The organism is Bradyrhizobium iriomotense (assembly GCF_030160715.1).
Taxonomy (GTDB): domain Bacteria; phylum Pseudomonadota; class Alphaproteobacteria; order Rhizobiales; family Xanthobacteraceae; genus Bradyrhizobium; species Bradyrhizobium iriomotense.
In genome coordinates this window covers 115,664-130,710 of sequence record NZ_BSOW01000011.1, presented here as the reverse complement: position 1 = coordinate 130,710, position 15,047 = coordinate 115,664, and the positions used below count along the sequence as shown (strand labels likewise).

14 protein-coding genes are annotated in these 15,047 nt (G+C 64.0%); 7 read left to right on the top strand and 7 right to left on the bottom strand.

Going from position 1 to position 15,047, the window contains the following annotated elements; genetic code table 11:
• Nucleotides 1-76 precede the first annotated feature (76 nt).
• Together QQL28_RS17315 and QQL28_RS17310 are read right to left on the bottom strand one after the other, a co-directional pair.
• The gene (locus QQL28_RS17315; protein WP_284267265.1) at nucleotides 77-1,624 is read right to left on the bottom strand and encodes an acyl-CoA synthetase; all 1,548 of its coding nucleotides are present in this window, start codon (nucleotides 1,622-1,624) and stop codon (nucleotides 77-79) included.
• A 164-nt stretch (nucleotides 1,625-1,788) separates the two neighbouring features.
• A complete protein-coding gene (locus tag QQL28_RS17310; protein ID WP_284267264.1) occupies nucleotides 1,789-2,598 on the bottom strand; it encodes a crotonase/enoyl-CoA hydratase family protein in 810 nt (269 codons plus the stop codon).
• A gap of 105 nt (nucleotides 2,599-2,703) precedes the next feature.
• Here QQL28_RS17310 and QQL28_RS17305 point away from each other — a divergent pair, with 105 nt between their 5' ends.
• A complete protein-coding gene (locus tag QQL28_RS17305) occupies nucleotides 2,704-3,576 on the top strand; it encodes an SDR family oxidoreductase (RefSeq protein WP_284267263.1) in 873 nt (290 codons plus the stop codon).
• Between the two features lie 177 nt (nucleotides 3,577-3,753).
• Nucleotides 3,754-5,334: a fatty acid--CoA ligase gene (locus QQL28_RS17300; RefSeq protein ID WP_284267262.1), complete on the top strand. Its 1,581-nt coding sequence runs from the start codon at nucleotides 3,754-3,756 to the stop codon at nucleotides 5,332-5,334.
• A 178-nt stretch (nucleotides 5,335-5,512) separates the two neighbouring features.
• On the opposite strand, the gene QQL28_RS17295 is transcribed toward QQL28_RS17300, so the two are convergent.
• A complete protein-coding gene (locus tag QQL28_RS17295) occupies nucleotides 5,513-6,787 on the bottom strand; it encodes an acyl-CoA dehydrogenase family protein (RefSeq protein WP_284267261.1) in 1,275 nt (424 codons plus the stop codon).
• Between the two features lie 212 nt (nucleotides 6,788-6,999).
• Here QQL28_RS17295 and QQL28_RS17290 point away from each other — a divergent pair, with 212 nt between their 5' ends.
• On the top strand, nucleotides 7,000-7,779 hold the full coding sequence (locus QQL28_RS17290; RefSeq protein ID WP_284267260.1) for an enoyl-CoA hydratase-related protein: 780 nt from the start codon (nucleotides 7,000-7,002) through the stop codon (nucleotides 7,777-7,779).
• A 208-nt stretch (nucleotides 7,780-7,987) separates the two neighbouring features.
• On the opposite strand, the gene QQL28_RS17285 is transcribed toward QQL28_RS17290, so the two are convergent.
• From QQL28_RS17285 to QQL28_RS17275, 3 genes are read right to left on the bottom strand one after another with little or no spacing between them, the layout of a single operon-like run.
• On the bottom strand, nucleotides 7,988-8,365 hold the full coding sequence (locus tag QQL28_RS17285) for a DUF6285 domain-containing protein (protein WP_284267259.1): 378 nt from the start codon (nucleotides 8,363-8,365) through the stop codon (nucleotides 7,988-7,990).
• 2 nt (nucleotides 8,366-8,367) lie between these two features.
• Nucleotides 8,368-9,354 carry a phosphotransferase family protein gene (locus QQL28_RS17280; RefSeq protein ID WP_284267258.1) on the bottom strand — a complete coding sequence of 329 codons (987 nt, stop codon included), beginning with the start codon at nucleotides 9,352-9,354 and terminating at the stop codon, nucleotides 8,368-8,370.
• Nucleotides 9,351-10,139 (bottom strand): enoyl-CoA hydratase/isomerase, encoded by a 789-nt coding sequence (locus tag QQL28_RS17275; RefSeq protein WP_284267257.1) that lies wholly within the window; start codon nucleotides 10,137-10,139, stop codon nucleotides 9,351-9,353. Before QQL28_RS17275 ends, QQL28_RS17280 begins: the two co-directional genes overlap by 4 nt.
• 195 nt (nucleotides 10,140-10,334) lie before the next feature.
• Between QQL28_RS17275 and QQL28_RS17270 the strand changes: the two genes are divergently transcribed.
• The 4 genes from QQL28_RS17270 to QQL28_RS17255 all read left to right on the top strand — a co-directional run bounded on the left by QQL28_RS17270 (nucleotide 10,335) and on the right by QQL28_RS17255 (nucleotide 13,918).
• Nucleotides 10,335-11,114: an SDR family NAD(P)-dependent oxidoreductase gene (locus QQL28_RS17270; RefSeq protein ID WP_284267256.1), complete on the top strand. Its 780-nt coding sequence runs from the start codon at nucleotides 10,335-10,337 to the stop codon at nucleotides 11,112-11,114.
• A gap of 120 nt (nucleotides 11,115-11,234) precedes the next feature.
• Nucleotides 11,235-11,612, top strand: a complete 378-nt coding sequence (locus QQL28_RS17265) for a VOC family protein (RefSeq protein WP_284267255.1) — start codon at nucleotides 11,235-11,237, stop codon at nucleotides 11,610-11,612.
• 302 nt (nucleotides 11,613-11,914) lie between these two features.
• Complete coding sequence (locus QQL28_RS17260) at nucleotides 11,915-13,189, top strand: acyl-CoA dehydrogenase family protein (protein ID WP_284267254.1); 1,275 nt, start codon at nucleotides 11,915-11,917, stop codon at nucleotides 13,187-13,189.
• A gap of 111 nt (nucleotides 13,190-13,300) precedes the next feature.
• A complete protein-coding gene (locus tag QQL28_RS17255; protein WP_284267253.1) occupies nucleotides 13,301-13,918 on the top strand; it encodes a flavin reductase family protein in 618 nt (205 codons plus the stop codon).
• Nucleotides 13,919-13,966: 48 nt separating this feature from the next.
• On the opposite strand, the gene yghU is transcribed toward QQL28_RS17255, so the two are convergent.
• Nucleotides 13,967-14,845 (bottom strand): glutathione-dependent disulfide-bond oxidoreductase, encoded by an 879-nt coding sequence (gene yghU, locus QQL28_RS17250; protein WP_284267252.1) that lies wholly within the window; start codon nucleotides 14,843-14,845, stop codon nucleotides 13,967-13,969.
• Nucleotides 14,846-15,047 lie beyond the last annotated feature (202 nt).

Genomic DNA, 15,047 nt, shown 5'->3' with positions numbered 1-15,047 from the left:
AGCTACATCCGGGATTCCGCACCAGATCGCCCCGGGTGTCGCTTCGCTCACCTGGGCTACCAGACTGAATAAGCCGCTAGATCTTCCGCCCCGCCTGTTGCCAATAGGGATCGCGCAGGCGGCGCTTGAAGATCTTGCCGGAATCTTCGCGCGGCAGCTGGCTCCGGATCTCGATGTGCTTCGGCACCTTGTAGTCGGCGAGCTGGGCCTTCAGCCGCGCGCGGATGTCGGCGGCATCGAGCGCGACACCCCCTATCGGCTCGACCACCGCCATCAGCGCCTCGCCGAACTCGGCATCGGGGATGCCGAACACGGCGCAATCGTGCACGCCGGGAACGGCATGCAGCACCGACTCGATCTCGGCCGGATAGATGTTGACGCCACCCGAGATCACCATGTCGCGCTTGCGGTCGCAGATGAAGACGTAGCCGTCCTCGTCGATATAGCCGACGTCGCCCGAGGTGATGAAGCCGTCGCGGTCGATCTCGGTGCGCTTCTCCGGCTTGTTGTGATAAGTGAAATCGGCGGTCTCGCGCATGCGCGAATAGATCTCGCCGATCTCGCCCGTGCCCAGCGCACGGCCGTCCTCACCGAGGAAGCGCAGCTCGGCCCCGGGCGAGATTTTGCCGACCGTGCCGGGCTTCTTCAGCGCATCCTCCGACGTAGCAAAGGTGACGGCACCGGATTCGGTCGAGCCGTAAAATTCGTAGATCACCGGTCCCCACCATTCGATCATGGCGCGCTTGACGTCGGGCGGACAGGGTGCTGCGGCGTGGATGACGTGGCGCAGCGAGGAGACGTCGTATTTCTTGCGTAGCATCTCCGCCAGCTTCATCAGGCGGATGAACATGGTCGGCACCATGAAGATGGTGTCGATGCGATAACGCTCGATCAGCGCCAGAAACTCTTCGGGCTCGAAGCGCGGCATCAGCACCAGCGCGCCGCCGAGCTTTCCAGCGCGGATGCCGAACGAATTCGGCGCGGAGTGATAAAGCGGCCCCGGCAATAACGCACGGGAGCCGGGCTTCAGGCCATAGATCATCGCACGCATGCGGTCGCCGGCAGCCAGCTGCTCCGGCGTCGGCGCGCTGCGCCGCACGCCCTTGGGATGACCCGTGGTGCCCGAGGTGTAGATCATGTTCATCGGCTGCGGCACGACCGGGCCGTCATAGGGCCGGAATTGTGCAAGCCAAGGATCGAAATCGATGGCGAAATCCAGCGTTGCCAGATGATCCGGATCGATCCTGTAGCTCTTCAAGATCTCCGGCGGCGTCGGCACGCTGAGCACGGTGACACGTTCAGGGATCACCTCGCGCAGGCCGTGCAGCATGTCGGCATGCGCGATCAAGACCCGCGTGCCCGAGTCTTTCAGGATATAGTTGATCTCGTCCGGCTTGAAGTGCCAGTTGATCGGAACGCCGTAGGCGCCGAGCCGCATCGCGGCGTAGGCCGCTTCCAGAAAGGCGATGTCGTTGCGCATGAGCATGCAGACGCAATCGCCCTGCTTGACGCCAAGCCTGGCGAGGCCGCTTGCGATGCGGTCCGCACGGTCGGCGACCTCGGCATAGCTGCGACGGCGCTCGCCGGAGGCGAGGCCGAGGAAGAGTTGGGACGTTTCGCTCATTGTTTTTTTCTTTATTGTTGGAGTTGACCCTCATGGTGAGGAGGTGCCACCGGGTCCGCGCTACGCGTGGCCCGATGATAAACTCCGCGCCGTCTCGAACCATGAGAGCCCGTGGCCCATCCCTCGAGACGCCGCTTGCGCGGCTCCTCGGGATGAGGTCATCGCTAATCCGCAAACTTCGGTGCGCGCTTTTCCAAATTGGCACGGACGGCTTCGGTCTGGTTCGCGCTGCCGATCAGCTTCTGCTGCTCGACGGATTCGGCGAGCAGCGCCGGGCCCGGGTCGACGGAGAGCGTGTTCAGCATGCGCTTTGCCGCGCGGATCGCGTCCGGGCTCTTGCCGGCGATCTCCCGCGCGACGTCGAGGGCCGCGGTACGCGGGTCGTCGCAGATGCGGGTGGCGAGGCCGTAGGACATCGCCTCCTGCGCCGAAAAGATGCGCGCCGTGTAGGTGAGCTCGCGCAAAATGTCGTCGCGCACGAGCGAGGCCAGGATCGGCGTGCCCGCCATGTCAGGCACGAGGCCCCACTTGATCTCCATGATCGACATCCGCGTATCCGGCGCAACGAAGCGCATGTCCGCGCCGAGCGCGAGCTGGAAGCCGCCGCCGAAGGCAACACCGTGCACGGCCGCGATCACCGGCACGGGAAGTTGGCGCCAGCCCCACACCGCCTGCTGCGCGAAATTCGCCTTGCCGTGCGTGCGCACGGTGAGATCGCGATTTTCGCCACCCGGAATACCGTTGCCGCCTTTCTCCTTCATGGCGGCAAAACGTCCCATGTCGAGGCCGGCGCAGAACGCCCGCCCTTCGCCCGACAGCACGACGACGCGCACGCCTTTCTCTTTGGAAAGCCGCTCGGTTGCGTCGACCAACGCCCCGAACATCGCTTGATCGAGCGCATTCATCTTGTCCGCCCGCACCAGGCGGACGTCCGCGACGCCTTCCGAAATCGAGATCGAGACGCGCTCTTCCATGGACGAATTCTCCCCTGATCTTGAACTGCAACCGCTTTACAGGACGGCGGCGGCCGGATTTAGTCAATCGAGCAATTAACTCATAATCGCTCGAGGGGAAACGCCATGTTCAAGGAAAATCTTCTGGCGGGCCGGCGCATCCTGGTAACCGGCGGCGGAACTGGACTCGGCAAGTCGATGGCGGCGCGCTTTCTCCAGCTCGGCGCCGAGGTGCATATCTGCGGCCGGCGCAAGATCGTCTGCGACGAGACCGCAACCGAGTTGATGGATCTCTACGGCGGCCGCGTCACCAGCCATGGCGTCGACATCCGCAACGCGCTCGCGGTCGAGGAGATGATCGAGAACATCTTTCGCGATGGCGCGCTGACCGACCTCATCAACAATGCCGCCGGCAATTTCATCTCGCGCTCCGAAGAGCTCTCGCCGCGCGGCTTCGACGCAGTCGCCAATATCGTCATGCACGGCACGTTCTACGTGACCCATGCCGTCGGCAAGCGCTGGATCGCCGCGAAGCAGCCGGGCAATGTCGTCTCGATCACCGTGACATGGGTGCGCAACGGCTCGCCCTACGTGGTGCCGTCGGCGATGAGCAAGTCGGCGATCCATGCCATGACGATGTCGCTCGCGACCGAATGGGGCCGTCACGGCATTCGCCTCAACACCATCGCGCCCGGCGAAATTCCGACCGAGGGCATGAGCAAGCGCATCAAGCCGGGCGATGAGGCCGGCGCGCGCACCAAGGCGATGAACCCGATGGGCCGCGTCGGCACCATGGAGGAACTCCAAAACCTCGCGGTGTTCCTGATCTCCGGCGGCTGCGACTGGATCAACGGCGAGACCATCGCCATGGACGGCGCGCAGGCACTGGCGATGGGCGGCAATTTCTACCAACTCCGCGACTGGAGCGACGACGACTGGAAGCAGGCGCGCGAGTCCATCATGGCGCAGAACGAGAAGGACCGGGCTGCGAGGGGGTGAGTGGTCGTCCTGGCGAAAGCGACGTCAGGAGATTGACGCTGTCGCCCAACCCTCAACTGTCGTCCCGGCCTGCGCCGGGACGACATTGTGAAACGATAGTGCGCCCCTCCCCGTATTGTCTTTGCGCGCGAATGACGCCACACTCTCCGCAACAAGACAACGCACCACGGGAGAGACATGTCCACTTCACAGCTATTGGCGAACCTCGCCGAGATGGTGCGCGAGCGCGCGAAGAGCCGCGGCAGCGCCACCGCCTATGAGTTCGAGGGACGCCTTACCAGCTTCGCCGAATTCGACATCAAGACCAACCGCGTCGCCAATGCGCTTCAGGCGATGGGCGTCAGGCATGGCGACCGCATCGCCTATCTCGGCAAGAACAGCGATGTCTATTTCGAGTTGCTGATGGGCGCGATCAAGGCCGGCGTCGTGATGGCACCTGTGAACTGGCGGCTCGCGGGGCCGGAAGTCGCATTCATCGTGGAGGACTGCAAGGCGCCCGTACTGTTCGTCGGGCCTGAGTTCATCACGCTCGCGCGCCAGATCAGGGACAAGCTGCCGAACGTGCGCAGCGTGATCACCACGGAAGGCGGCGCGCCGGAATGGCCGGATTTCCCCGCCTGGCGCGATGCGCAAGACGGCGGTGATCCGAAGGTCGCGATCAGCCCCAAGGACATCGCGATCCAGCTTTACACCTCCGGCACGACAGGCAAGCCGAAGGGCGCGATGCTGTCGCATGCGAACTTCCTCAACCTGGTGCAGACGGGCAATGCCGACGACAAGCCAGAGTGGAATAGGTGGTCAACTGATGATGTGTCGCTGGTCGCGATGCCGATCTTCCACATTGGCGGTTCCGGCTGGGGCGTGATGGGGCTCTATCACGGTGCGCGCGGTGTGATCGCGCGCGAGTTCGATCCGACAAAGGTGCTCGACTTCTTCGAGCAGTCCGGGATCACGAAACTCTTCATGGTGCCGGCGGCGATGCAGTTCGTGGTGCGGCAGCCGCGCGCTAGACGCGTGGATTTCTCGCGGCTGAAATACATGCTGTATGGCGCTTCGCCGATTCCGGCGGCGCTGCTGAAGGAATGCATCGAGGTCTTCAAATGCGGCTTCGTGCAGATGTACGGCATGACCGAGACGACAGGTACGATCGTCGCGCTGCCGCCGGAGGATCACGTCGAGGGGCTGGAGCGGATGCGCTCGGCCGGCAAGGCCCTGCCGGGCGTCGAGATCGCGATCCTCGATGCCGACGGCAAGCCGCAGCCGCCGCGTCAGGTCGGCGAGATCGCGACGCGCTCGGGCTCCAACATGGCAGGTTACTGGAACCTGCCGGAGGCGACTGCCGCAACGCTGCGCACGGACGGCTGGCTGCGCACCGGCGATGCCGGCTACATGGACGAGGACGGCTACCTCTACATCCACGACCGCATCAAGGACATGATCATCTCCGGCGGCGAGAACATCTATCCCGCCGAGGTCGAGAGCGCGCTGTGCGATCACCCCGATGTGGCCGAAGCCGCCGTGATCGGCGTGCCCGACGACAAATGGGGCGAAGCAGTGAAGGCGATCGTGGTGATGAAGCCTGGCAAAGATGCGAGCGCCACCGACATCATCAACTTCACCCGCGAACGCATCGCCGGCTTCAAGACGCCGAAGAGCGTGGAGTTCATCCCCGCGCTGCCGCGCAATCCGTCAGGCAAGATCTTGCGGCGCCAATTGCGCGAGCCGTATTGGGCGGGGAAGGACCGGAGGGTGAATTAGCGCTCGCTGTCGTCCCGGCGAAGGCCGGGACCCATAGCCACAGAATTGGGTTTGGCGAAAACTCGTGGTTACCAGCTCGCGTCAAACTCCTCCCTGTGGTTATGGGTCCCGGCCTTCGCCGGGACGACCCGAGGAGGAAATCGTCGTAAGTGAGACGCGGCGGCGCGTGGCCCGCGCCCTAATGCTTCCCCGGCCCCATATACCCGAACAAAAATCCCGCCACCTTCCGCATCTGGATTTCCTCGCTGCCTTCGGTGATGCGGTAGCGGCGGTGGTGGCGGTAGATGTGCTCGAAGGGCTTGTGGCGTGAATAGCCCATGCCGCCATGGACCTGCATGGCGCGGTCGGCGGCTTCGCAGCAGAGCCGGTTTGCCCAGTAGTTGCACATCGAGACGCGGTCGGAGAGCGTGCGCTCGATCTCTTCTTCCGTGAGCTTGTCCATCTCCCAGGCGGTCTTGCGGATCAACAGGCGCAGCATCTCGGCTTGGGTGGCGAGCTCGACGAGCGGGAACTGGATCGCCTGGTTTTCCGCGAGTGCCTTGCCGAACGGCTTTCGTTCGCGCGCGTATTTCACGCTCTCGTTGATGCAGTAGACGGCGGCGCCAAGTGAACTCGCCGCCTGCCGGATGCGGTTCTGGTGCACGAAGCACTGCGCGAGCGACAGGCCGCGGCCGACCTCGCCGAACAGCGCCTCCTCCGGCACGAACACATCGGTGAAGCTGACGCGGGGATGGTCGGTCGGCATGTTGAAGGTCCACATATACTCTTCGACCTTCACGCCATGGCTGCTCGCCGGTACCAGGAAGCAGGTGATACCGCGCGCATCGCCGTCATTGCCGCTGGTGCGCGCGAACAGCGCGCAGTGCGTGGCGACGTGCATGCCGGTCGTCCACATCTTCTCACCGCTGATGATCCAGCCCTTGACGTTGTCGCGGGTCGCGGGCACCGCGCGCGTCTCCATGTGGGTGGCATCGGAGCCGTGGTGCGGCTCGGTGAGACCAAAGGTGATGCGGTACTTGCCCTTGATCGAGCCGTCGATCATCGCCTTCTGGTCGTCGCGGCCATAGCGGTCGAGCATGGTGACGACGGGGAAGTTGCCGACGATGGAGTGCTCGTTCTGAAGATCGTTGTGCAGGCCGAGACCCTTTGCGGCAAAATGTTCGCGGATGACGGCCATCCAGAGGTTGGAACCGTCCTTGCCGCCATATCGCCTTGACACCGCGAAGCGCAGATGGCCCGCGGCGTCCGCAAGGTCCTTCGCCTTGCGCAGCAGCGCCTCCCATTCATGCCGCGGCAGGCCGCCATTCTCGAAATCGGTGCGCGCCCATTCGCGGCGGTGATCGAAGAAGCGGATGTTGTCGTCGGCCTCCTCCAGAGGCTTGATCTCGCGTTCGATGAAACGGTCGAGCTCTCCGAGATAAGCGACGAGATCGGCAGGCAATGAGAAATCCACGGCAGTCTCTCCCGGAGCAATCTGTTGTTTTGCGTTAAGGCGCTACGCGCGTTGTTGCTTGCTTCGAATAAGGTGAGAAGAGCGCGGGCAAGTCAAGCAAGCCGAGAGGCGCCGGTGACGCAACGCGCGCTTGCGCAATTGGGTGGTGCTCAAGTCCGGACGCGCGCTAGTATGGGGATCAATTCCTTCCAACAGAAAATGCGGGAGCGACCATGGAGCTGAAATTTTCCAAAGTGGAACGCAAGGGACCGGTCACGATCGTCACGCTGTCGCGGCCCGAGGTCTATAACGCGCTGCATACCGACGCACATTTCGAGCTCAACAAGGTGTTTGACGATTTCTCGGCCGATCCCGAGCAGTGGATCGCGGTCGTCACCGGCGCCGGTGACAAGGCGTTCTGCGCCGGCAACGATCTGAAGTGGCAGGCGGCCGGCGGCAAGCGCGGCTGGGACAAGGGCGGCTTTGCCGGGCTGACCTCGCGCTTCGACTGCGACAAGCCGATCATCGCCGCCGTCAACGGCGTCGCGATGGGCGGCGGCTTCGAGATCGCGCTTGCCTGTGACCTGATCATCGCCTCGGAGAACGCAACCTTTGCCCTGCCCGAGCCGCGCGTCGGCCTTGCCGCGCTCGCCGGCGGCCTGCACCGGTTGCCGCGGCAGATCGGTTTGAAGCGCGCCATGGGCATGATCCTCACCGCGCGTCACGTCAGCGCCAAGGAGGGTCTCGAGCTCGGCTTCGTCAACGAGGTGGTGCCGCAGGGCGAGGCGCTGAGCGCCGCGCTGCGCTGGGCGGAGATGATCACCAAGAACTCGCCAATGTCGATCCGCGCCTCGAAGCAGACGATCCAGAAGGGGCTCGCCGTATCGCTGGAGCAGGCGATCGAGGAGCAGCGGGAGTATCCGGCCGTGAAGGCGATGGCCGCCTCGCAGGACTACGTCGAGGGCCCGAAGGCGTTTGCCGAGAAGCGGCCGCCGAAGTGGCTGGGGAGGTAAGCTTTCTCCCCTCGTCATTCCCCATTGCGCAAATGCGCAATGGGGGCGCGCGCCAACATCACCGCCGTCATGCCCAGGCTTGACCGGGCATCCAGTACGCCGCGGCTTCTCCGTATCCCATCGTTGTCTCTGGAATACTGGATCGCCCGCTTTCGCGGGCGATGACAGGGAGAGTCGATGACGCTATGGCAATCTGGTGAGTGTCACCCTACCCCTGTCTCGACAGCTCCCGCTTGTACGCCGCGTAATTCGGCTGATCTACCGCGAGCTTGTCCATCGTCGTCTGCCAGAGGTGCTCGGCGAGGCCCGGCGTTGCGAGATCCACCTCGCCTTTAGCGATGCGCATCGCGAGCGCGCGGTTGAGCTCCATCACCCCGCCGTCCATGCCGAGCAGCGCGCGCAGCCGTTCCACCTCCTTCGCATCGCTCCCCTCCTCCAGCGTCAACTGCCGCACAACGAGGTCGAGGGCGTTGATGGCGACGCGCAGCTTGAACGCCTGGTGGCCGGTGATCAGCGGCGCGATATCGCTCCGCAGGAAATCGGCAACCGCCTTGGTCAGCTCGATCGGGCTCGGCTCGTCCTGCATGGTCAACTCCCTCGCGGCGCCAGCAGGCGCAACAGGTCGATTTCGGTTTCGGAGGCGCGGCGGCCGATCATGGCGCGCTCCATCGAATGATCGGGACCGGCGCGAAACCGCTGCATCATGCCGCAGCACATGATGCCCCAGCGCAGCGTACCCATGACCTCCCAGAATTTCACGCGCGCCGCATCGACCTTGCGACCCGCGGCCTCGTAGCCTGCGAACAACTCCTCGCGCGAGCCGAAGCCGCCGACGGGCTTGTCGATCTCGCCAAACCGCCAGGAGTTGACGCACAGCCAGCCCAGATCCTCCATGGGATCGCCGAGATGCGCGAGCTCCCAGTCCAGCACTGCGCACAAGCCGTCAGCGCCGATGACGAGATTGCCGTTGCGGAAATCGCCGTGCACCAGCGTGATCTCGGCAGACGGACCTGGATCGTGGTCACGCAGCCAGCGCAGCGCCAAATCGAACACGGGCTTGGGCCAGTTGAGGCTGCGATAGTCGCGCTCGAACTCGTCGATTTCCTTCGCCGCGGTCATGCGCCGCAGCTCGGGTAGTTTCGCCTGCGGCAATTGGTGGATACCGGCCAGCGCTTCCCCGAGCTGACGTGTGAGCTTCGGCCGCGCCTTGGCAAATTTGGCGTCACGAAGGATCTTACGCGCGATGGTTTCTCCCTCGACCCGCTGCATGATGAAGCCGACACCGAGATCGTCATCCGGCGTCAATACATGCAGCACGCGCGGTGACGGAATTCCTGCTTCGAAGGCGAGTTGCATCAAGCTCGCTTCAGCGGCAAGACCGGCCGCACGCGTCGGTGCCGCCCCGTAGCCCGTCGGAGCGCGACGGAGGATCGCACCGGCCAGGCCGTTATGATGCATGATATCGAACGACCAGGTTTCCTGGCTGGCGCCACCGGAGAGCATTTTTGAATTGGCCACTCCGAAGGCGCCCCTGTACCAGGAGGCGACGATACGCCCGAGTTGTGGCTCGATCATTTTCCCTTGAACTTCGCCGGCCGCTTCTCGAGGAAAGCGCCGACGCCTTCGCGGAAGTCCTCGGTGTCGCCCGCTCGCAGCTGGCACTGGAATTCGAGGTTGAGCTGCTCCTCGAAGGAGTTTTCCGGGCTGTCCCAATAAAGCTTGCGGATCAGCGAGAGCGCGACCGTCGGCCCATTGGCGAGCTCATGTGCGAGCTTCATCGCCTCCTCCATCAGCACGCCGTCGTCGTAAACGCGGTTGACGAGGCCCCATTCCAACGCCTTCTCGGCCGGCAGCCGTTCGCCCATCAGCGACAGCTCGATCGAGCGCGCCTTGCCGACCAGGCGCGGCAAGAGCCAGGTCGAGCCGCAATCGGGCACGAGGCCGATGCGGCGGAAGGCTTGCAGGAAATAGGCCGAGCGCGCGCACAGGATCATGTCGCCGAGCAGCGCGAAGCTCATGCCGGCGCCCGCGGCCGGCCCGTTGACCGCGGTGACAATTGGGCAGTGCAGATTGCGGATCCGCCGCAAGAACGGGTGAAAGCTGGTCTCGAGTGCCAGGCCGGCCTTGGTCCTCTTCGACTGATTGTTGCGGCCCTGCAAGTTCGCGCCGGTGCAGAACGCACGCCCTGCTCCGGTCAGCACCACGCAGCGGACATCGCCCTTCCGCTCCTCGATCTCGTCGAGCGCCTCGGCGAGCCCGCCCAACATGTCCACCGAAACCGCGTTCATGACCTCCTGGTGATCGAGCCTGAGGATAGCGACCGGACCGTCGAAATCGAGCGTGGCGTGCTTGAACTGCATGGTTTCCTCGTCGGGTTGCGGCCTTACGATGTTCCGCAGACCGGAATTTCTTTTCGTCGGAGTGCATATTTGATTTTTGCCGGCGGCTTGTCCATGGTGATCGGGACATAGCGGACAATCTTGTGCGCACAGGCTGATGCACATCATGCCAAGACCGGTGCCAACACCAGTGCCAAAAGCAGCGGGGAAACGCCCATGACCATTTTCGATCTCACCGGCCGCGTCGCCGTGATCACCGGCGGCAATGGCGGTATCGGGCTCGGCATCGCGCAGGCGCTCGCCGCGCAAGGCTGCAACGTCTCGATCTGGGGCCGCAACGCCGACAAGAACAAGGCTGCCGCAGCCAGCATGGCAGGCTCGCCCGGCAAGGTCGATGTCCGCGTCTGCGACGTCACCGACCCTGCATCGGTCAACGCGGCCATGAAGGCGACGCTCGACGCGTTCGGCAGGGTCGACGGCTGCTTCGCCAACGCCGGCATCGGCGGCGGCGGACGGCGTTCCTTCGTCGAGCGCACCGAGGAGGAATGGCGCACGATGTTTTCGACCAACCTCGACGGCGTGTTCCACGCCTTCCAGGCCGCCGCCAGGCACATGACCGACCGCGCCAATGCCGGCGATCCCTTCGGCCGGCTGGTCGCGACCTCGAGCCTCGCCTCGATCTTCGGCACCGCGCGCAACGAGCATTACGCCGCGACCAAGGCTGCGATCAACGCGCTGGTGCGCGCGCTCGGCGTGGAGCTGGCGCGCTATGGCGTCACCGCAAACGCGATCCTGCCGGGCTGGATCAAGAGCGACATGACCTCGGGCCTCATGGCCAACGAGAAATTCGTCGCCAACGTGATGCCGCGGATTCCGCAGCGGCGCTTCGGCGAGCCATCGGATTTCGGCGGCATCGCCGTATACTTGATGAGCAAGGCGTCGTCCTATCACACCGCGGACACGTTCGTGATCGACGGCGGGTATACCGCCTTCTGATTTTTTTCAGCGTAGCCCGGATGGAGCGCAGCGCAATCCGGGTCGTGCAAAAAGGACTGGTCCCGGATTTCGCTGCGCTCCATCCGGGCTACGAAAACGCGACATAGGGGGAAACGAGCAATGTTCTCGCACGTGATGATCGGCACCAATGATCTGAACAAGGCCAAGGCGTTTTATGACGCCCTGCTCGGCACACTCGAGGTCCGCCCTGCGCGGCTCGACGGCCATCGCATCTTCTACATGACCAAGACCGGCGTGTTCTCGGTGACCAAGCCGATCAACGGCGAGCCTGCCACCTGCGCGAACGGCGGCACGATCGGCTTTGCCTGCAATTCGACGGAGCAGGTCGACAAGTGGCATGCGGCCGGTGTCGCAGCCGGCGGAACGCCGATCGAAAATCCGCCTGGCGTCCGCGAGGGTTCGGCCGGCAAGCTCTACCTCGCTTACTTGCGCGATCCCGACGGCAACAAGATCTGCGCGATGCACCGGGTGGTGTGAGGAGCGGCTCGCTGGCGATGACGGCTGGGGCGTGGAACGCATGCCCCAACCCCGTCATTGCGAGCGCAGCGAAGCAATCCAGACTGTCACCGCGGAAAGATTCTGGATTGCTTCGCTACGCTCGCAATGACGCGGGCGGAGGCGACGTCACTCTATTTCAAGCGTTTTAAACATCGTTTGATCCGCGCCGCGAAAATTCCACAGCGTGGCAAGGCACGTCTTCCCAAAAGCACGCTCGCGCTTTCGGCTCACCCCGTCTATGGTCGCCGCAATCGCAGCTCACTCAATCGGGAGGAACAAGAATGAAACACGCCTATGTGCCCCGCACCACCAACTACACGCTCAATCCCGGCGACGAGCTCAATGATCTGCGCATGTCGGACCAGGTCAGGCCGCTCTATGACCACGTGAAGAAATTCATTCGCGAGACGGTCGAGCCGATGACGATGGAGTTCGTCAAGCACGGCGAGAAGAAGGACGACCGCTGGAGTTTTACGCCGGGTCAGCTCGAGGTGCTGGAGAAGGCCAAGAACAAGGCCAAGGAGGAAGGCCTCTGGAACTTCTTCCTGCCCGATGACGACACCGGCCAAGGGCTGAAGAACCTCGACTACGCCTATATCGCCGTCGAGCTCGGCAAGAGCCCGCTCGCTTCGGAAACCATGAACTGCTCGGCGCCCGACACCGGCAACATGGAGGTGCTCGAGCGTGTCGGTACCAAGGCGCAGAAGGAGAAGTGGCTGAAGCCGCTTTTGAACGGCGAGATCCGTTCGGCCTACGCGATGACCGAACCGAATGTTGCCTCATCCGATGCCAAGAACATCTCGACCACCGCAAAGCTCGTCGGCGACGAATGGGTGATCAACGGCGAGAAGTATTACATCTCGGGCCTTGGCGATCCCCGCTGCAAGATCATGATCGTGATGGTCAAGACCAATCCCGATGCGCCGCCGAGCAAGCAGCAGTCGCAGATCCTGGTGCCGAAGGACACGCCCGGCGTGGAGATCCTGGGACCGATGCACGTGTTCGGGCAGGACCACGCGCCGCGCGGCCATATGCACATGCGCTTCAACAATGTCCGCGTGCCCAAGGAGAACATCCTGCTCGGTGAAGGCCGCGGCTTCGAGATCTCGCAGCTGCGCCTCGGACCCGGACGCATCCATCACTGCATGCGCACCATCGGCAAGGCCGAGAAGGCGCTCGACATGATGGTGCAGCGTGGCCTGACCCGCGAAGCCTTCGGCAAGAAGATCGCACATCTCGGCGGCAATTTGCAGATCATCGCGCAGGCGCGCTGCGAGATCGAGGCGATGCGGCTGATGGTGCTGAAGGCGGCAAAGGCCATGGACGTGCTCGGCAACAAGGAGGCGCGCGTCTGGGTCTCCATGGTCAAGGCCATGGTGCCGGAGCGCGCCTGCACCATCATCGACCAGGCCATCCAGATGCACGGCGCCACTGGCATCTCGCAATGGACGCCGCTCGCCGAGATGTATCAGGACGTCCGCCACCTGCGCTTTGCCGACGGCCCGGACGAGGTGCACTGGATGGTGGTCGGACGGCATGAATTGAGCATGCCGTAGGATTGTAGGGCGGGTTAGCGCAAGCGTAGCCCGCCTCTTCTCGCTCTTCTGGGTGGTGGATTACGCCTTCGGCTAATCCACCCTACGAGAACCCCACTTACAGGATATCCCATGGACTACGCCGCCAGCGATCTCACGCAGCGTGAGCGCTACAAGGTGCTGACATCCTTCGTGCTGCCGCGGCCGATCGCGTGGGTGACGTCGGTCGGGCCGACCGGCGTGGTCAACGCCGCGCCGTTCAGCTTCTTCAACGTGTTCTGCGAGGATCCGCCGCTCTGCATGATCGCGGTGAACCGCCGGCCGGACGGGCAGGACAAGGACACGCTTGCCAACATCCAGCGCACGGGTGAGTTCGTGGTCAATATCGCCGACGAGCCGCTGGCGCGCGCGATGCATGAGAGCAGCGGCGACTTCCCGCCCGAGATCGGCGAGCCCGGCTATCTCGGCCTGAAGCTTGCCCCCTCAACCGCGATCGCGGTGCCGCGGCTTGCCGACACGCCGTGGGCGATGGAGTGCAGGACCTGGAAGACCATCGACGTCAACGGCGACCGCCAGCTCATCATGGGCGAAGGCATTCACTTCCACATCCGCGACGAGCTGTGGGACGACAAGGCGATGCGGGTGCACATGGACCGCTATCACCCGATCGGCCGCATGTTCGCCGACCGTTACTGCCGCACCGACGACCGCGTGGTGTTTCCGGCAGCGGAAGGGGCGAAGGGCAAGTAAGGGTCCGCCCCTCGCCCCGCAAGCGGGGCGAGGTAAGAGGAGTGCCGCCTACGACGCCGCCACCGCGACCTTGTCCTGTGTCTTGGTCTCGAAGTCGCTCGCATCGTGGCGCTCGTGCAATTGGCTTGCGGGATCGCCGGAGACGCGGTTGACCATGCGGCCGCGCTTGACGGCCGGGCGCTTGGCGATCTGATCGGTCCAGCGCTGCACGTTCTTGTAGTCCTGCACGGACAGGAATTCGCCCGCGCCATAGACCAGCCCCTTGGCGAGCGCGCCGTACCAGGGCCACACCGCGATATCGGCGATCGTGTACTCACCACCGGCGAGGTACTCGCTCTCGGCGAGCCGTCGGTCGAGCACGTCGAGCTGGCGCTTGGTCTCCATCGCGAAGCGGTCGATGGCGTATTCGATCTTGGTCGGCGCATAGGCATAGAAATGGCCGAAGCCGCCACCGAGATAGGGTGCGCTGCCCATCTGCCAGAACAGCCAGGACATCGCCTCGGTGCGCGTCTTGACGTCCTTGGGCAGGAAGGCGCCGAACTTTTCGGCGAGATAGACGAGGATGGAGCCGGACTCGAACACGCGGATCGGCTCGGGGCCGGAGCGGTCGAGCAGCGCGGGGATCTTCGAGTTCGGATTGATGGCGACGAAGCCGCTGCCGAACTGGTCGCCCTTGCCGATATTGATCAGCCAGGCGTCGTATTCGGCACCCTTGTGGCCGAGCGCCAGCAGCTCCTCCAGCATCACGGTCACCTTCACGCCGTTCGGGGTCGCCAGCGAATAAAGCTGGAGCGGATGCTGGCCGACCGGCAGCTCCTTGTCATGCGTGGGGCCGGCGATCGGCCGGTTGATGCTGGCAAACTGCCCGCCATTGGCTTTATTCCAGGTCCAGACTTTGGGCGGCTCGTAGGCGGGGGCGTCGGTCATGCGAAGAGCTCCAGCGCGGAAGGCGCGTGGGCTGTTAGCTAGCGACACGGGTGGATTTGGCAAGGGTGCCGGGATGCATTGCCCGATGGGCGCCCTCGCCGTTTCGTCATGGCCGGCCTGGCAATCCGCATGGCGCCTGCGCGCAAGAAGCCCCGCGGCGAAGCGGCTTTGCATGGCGGCGAGGCTGGGCTAGCGTTTCGTC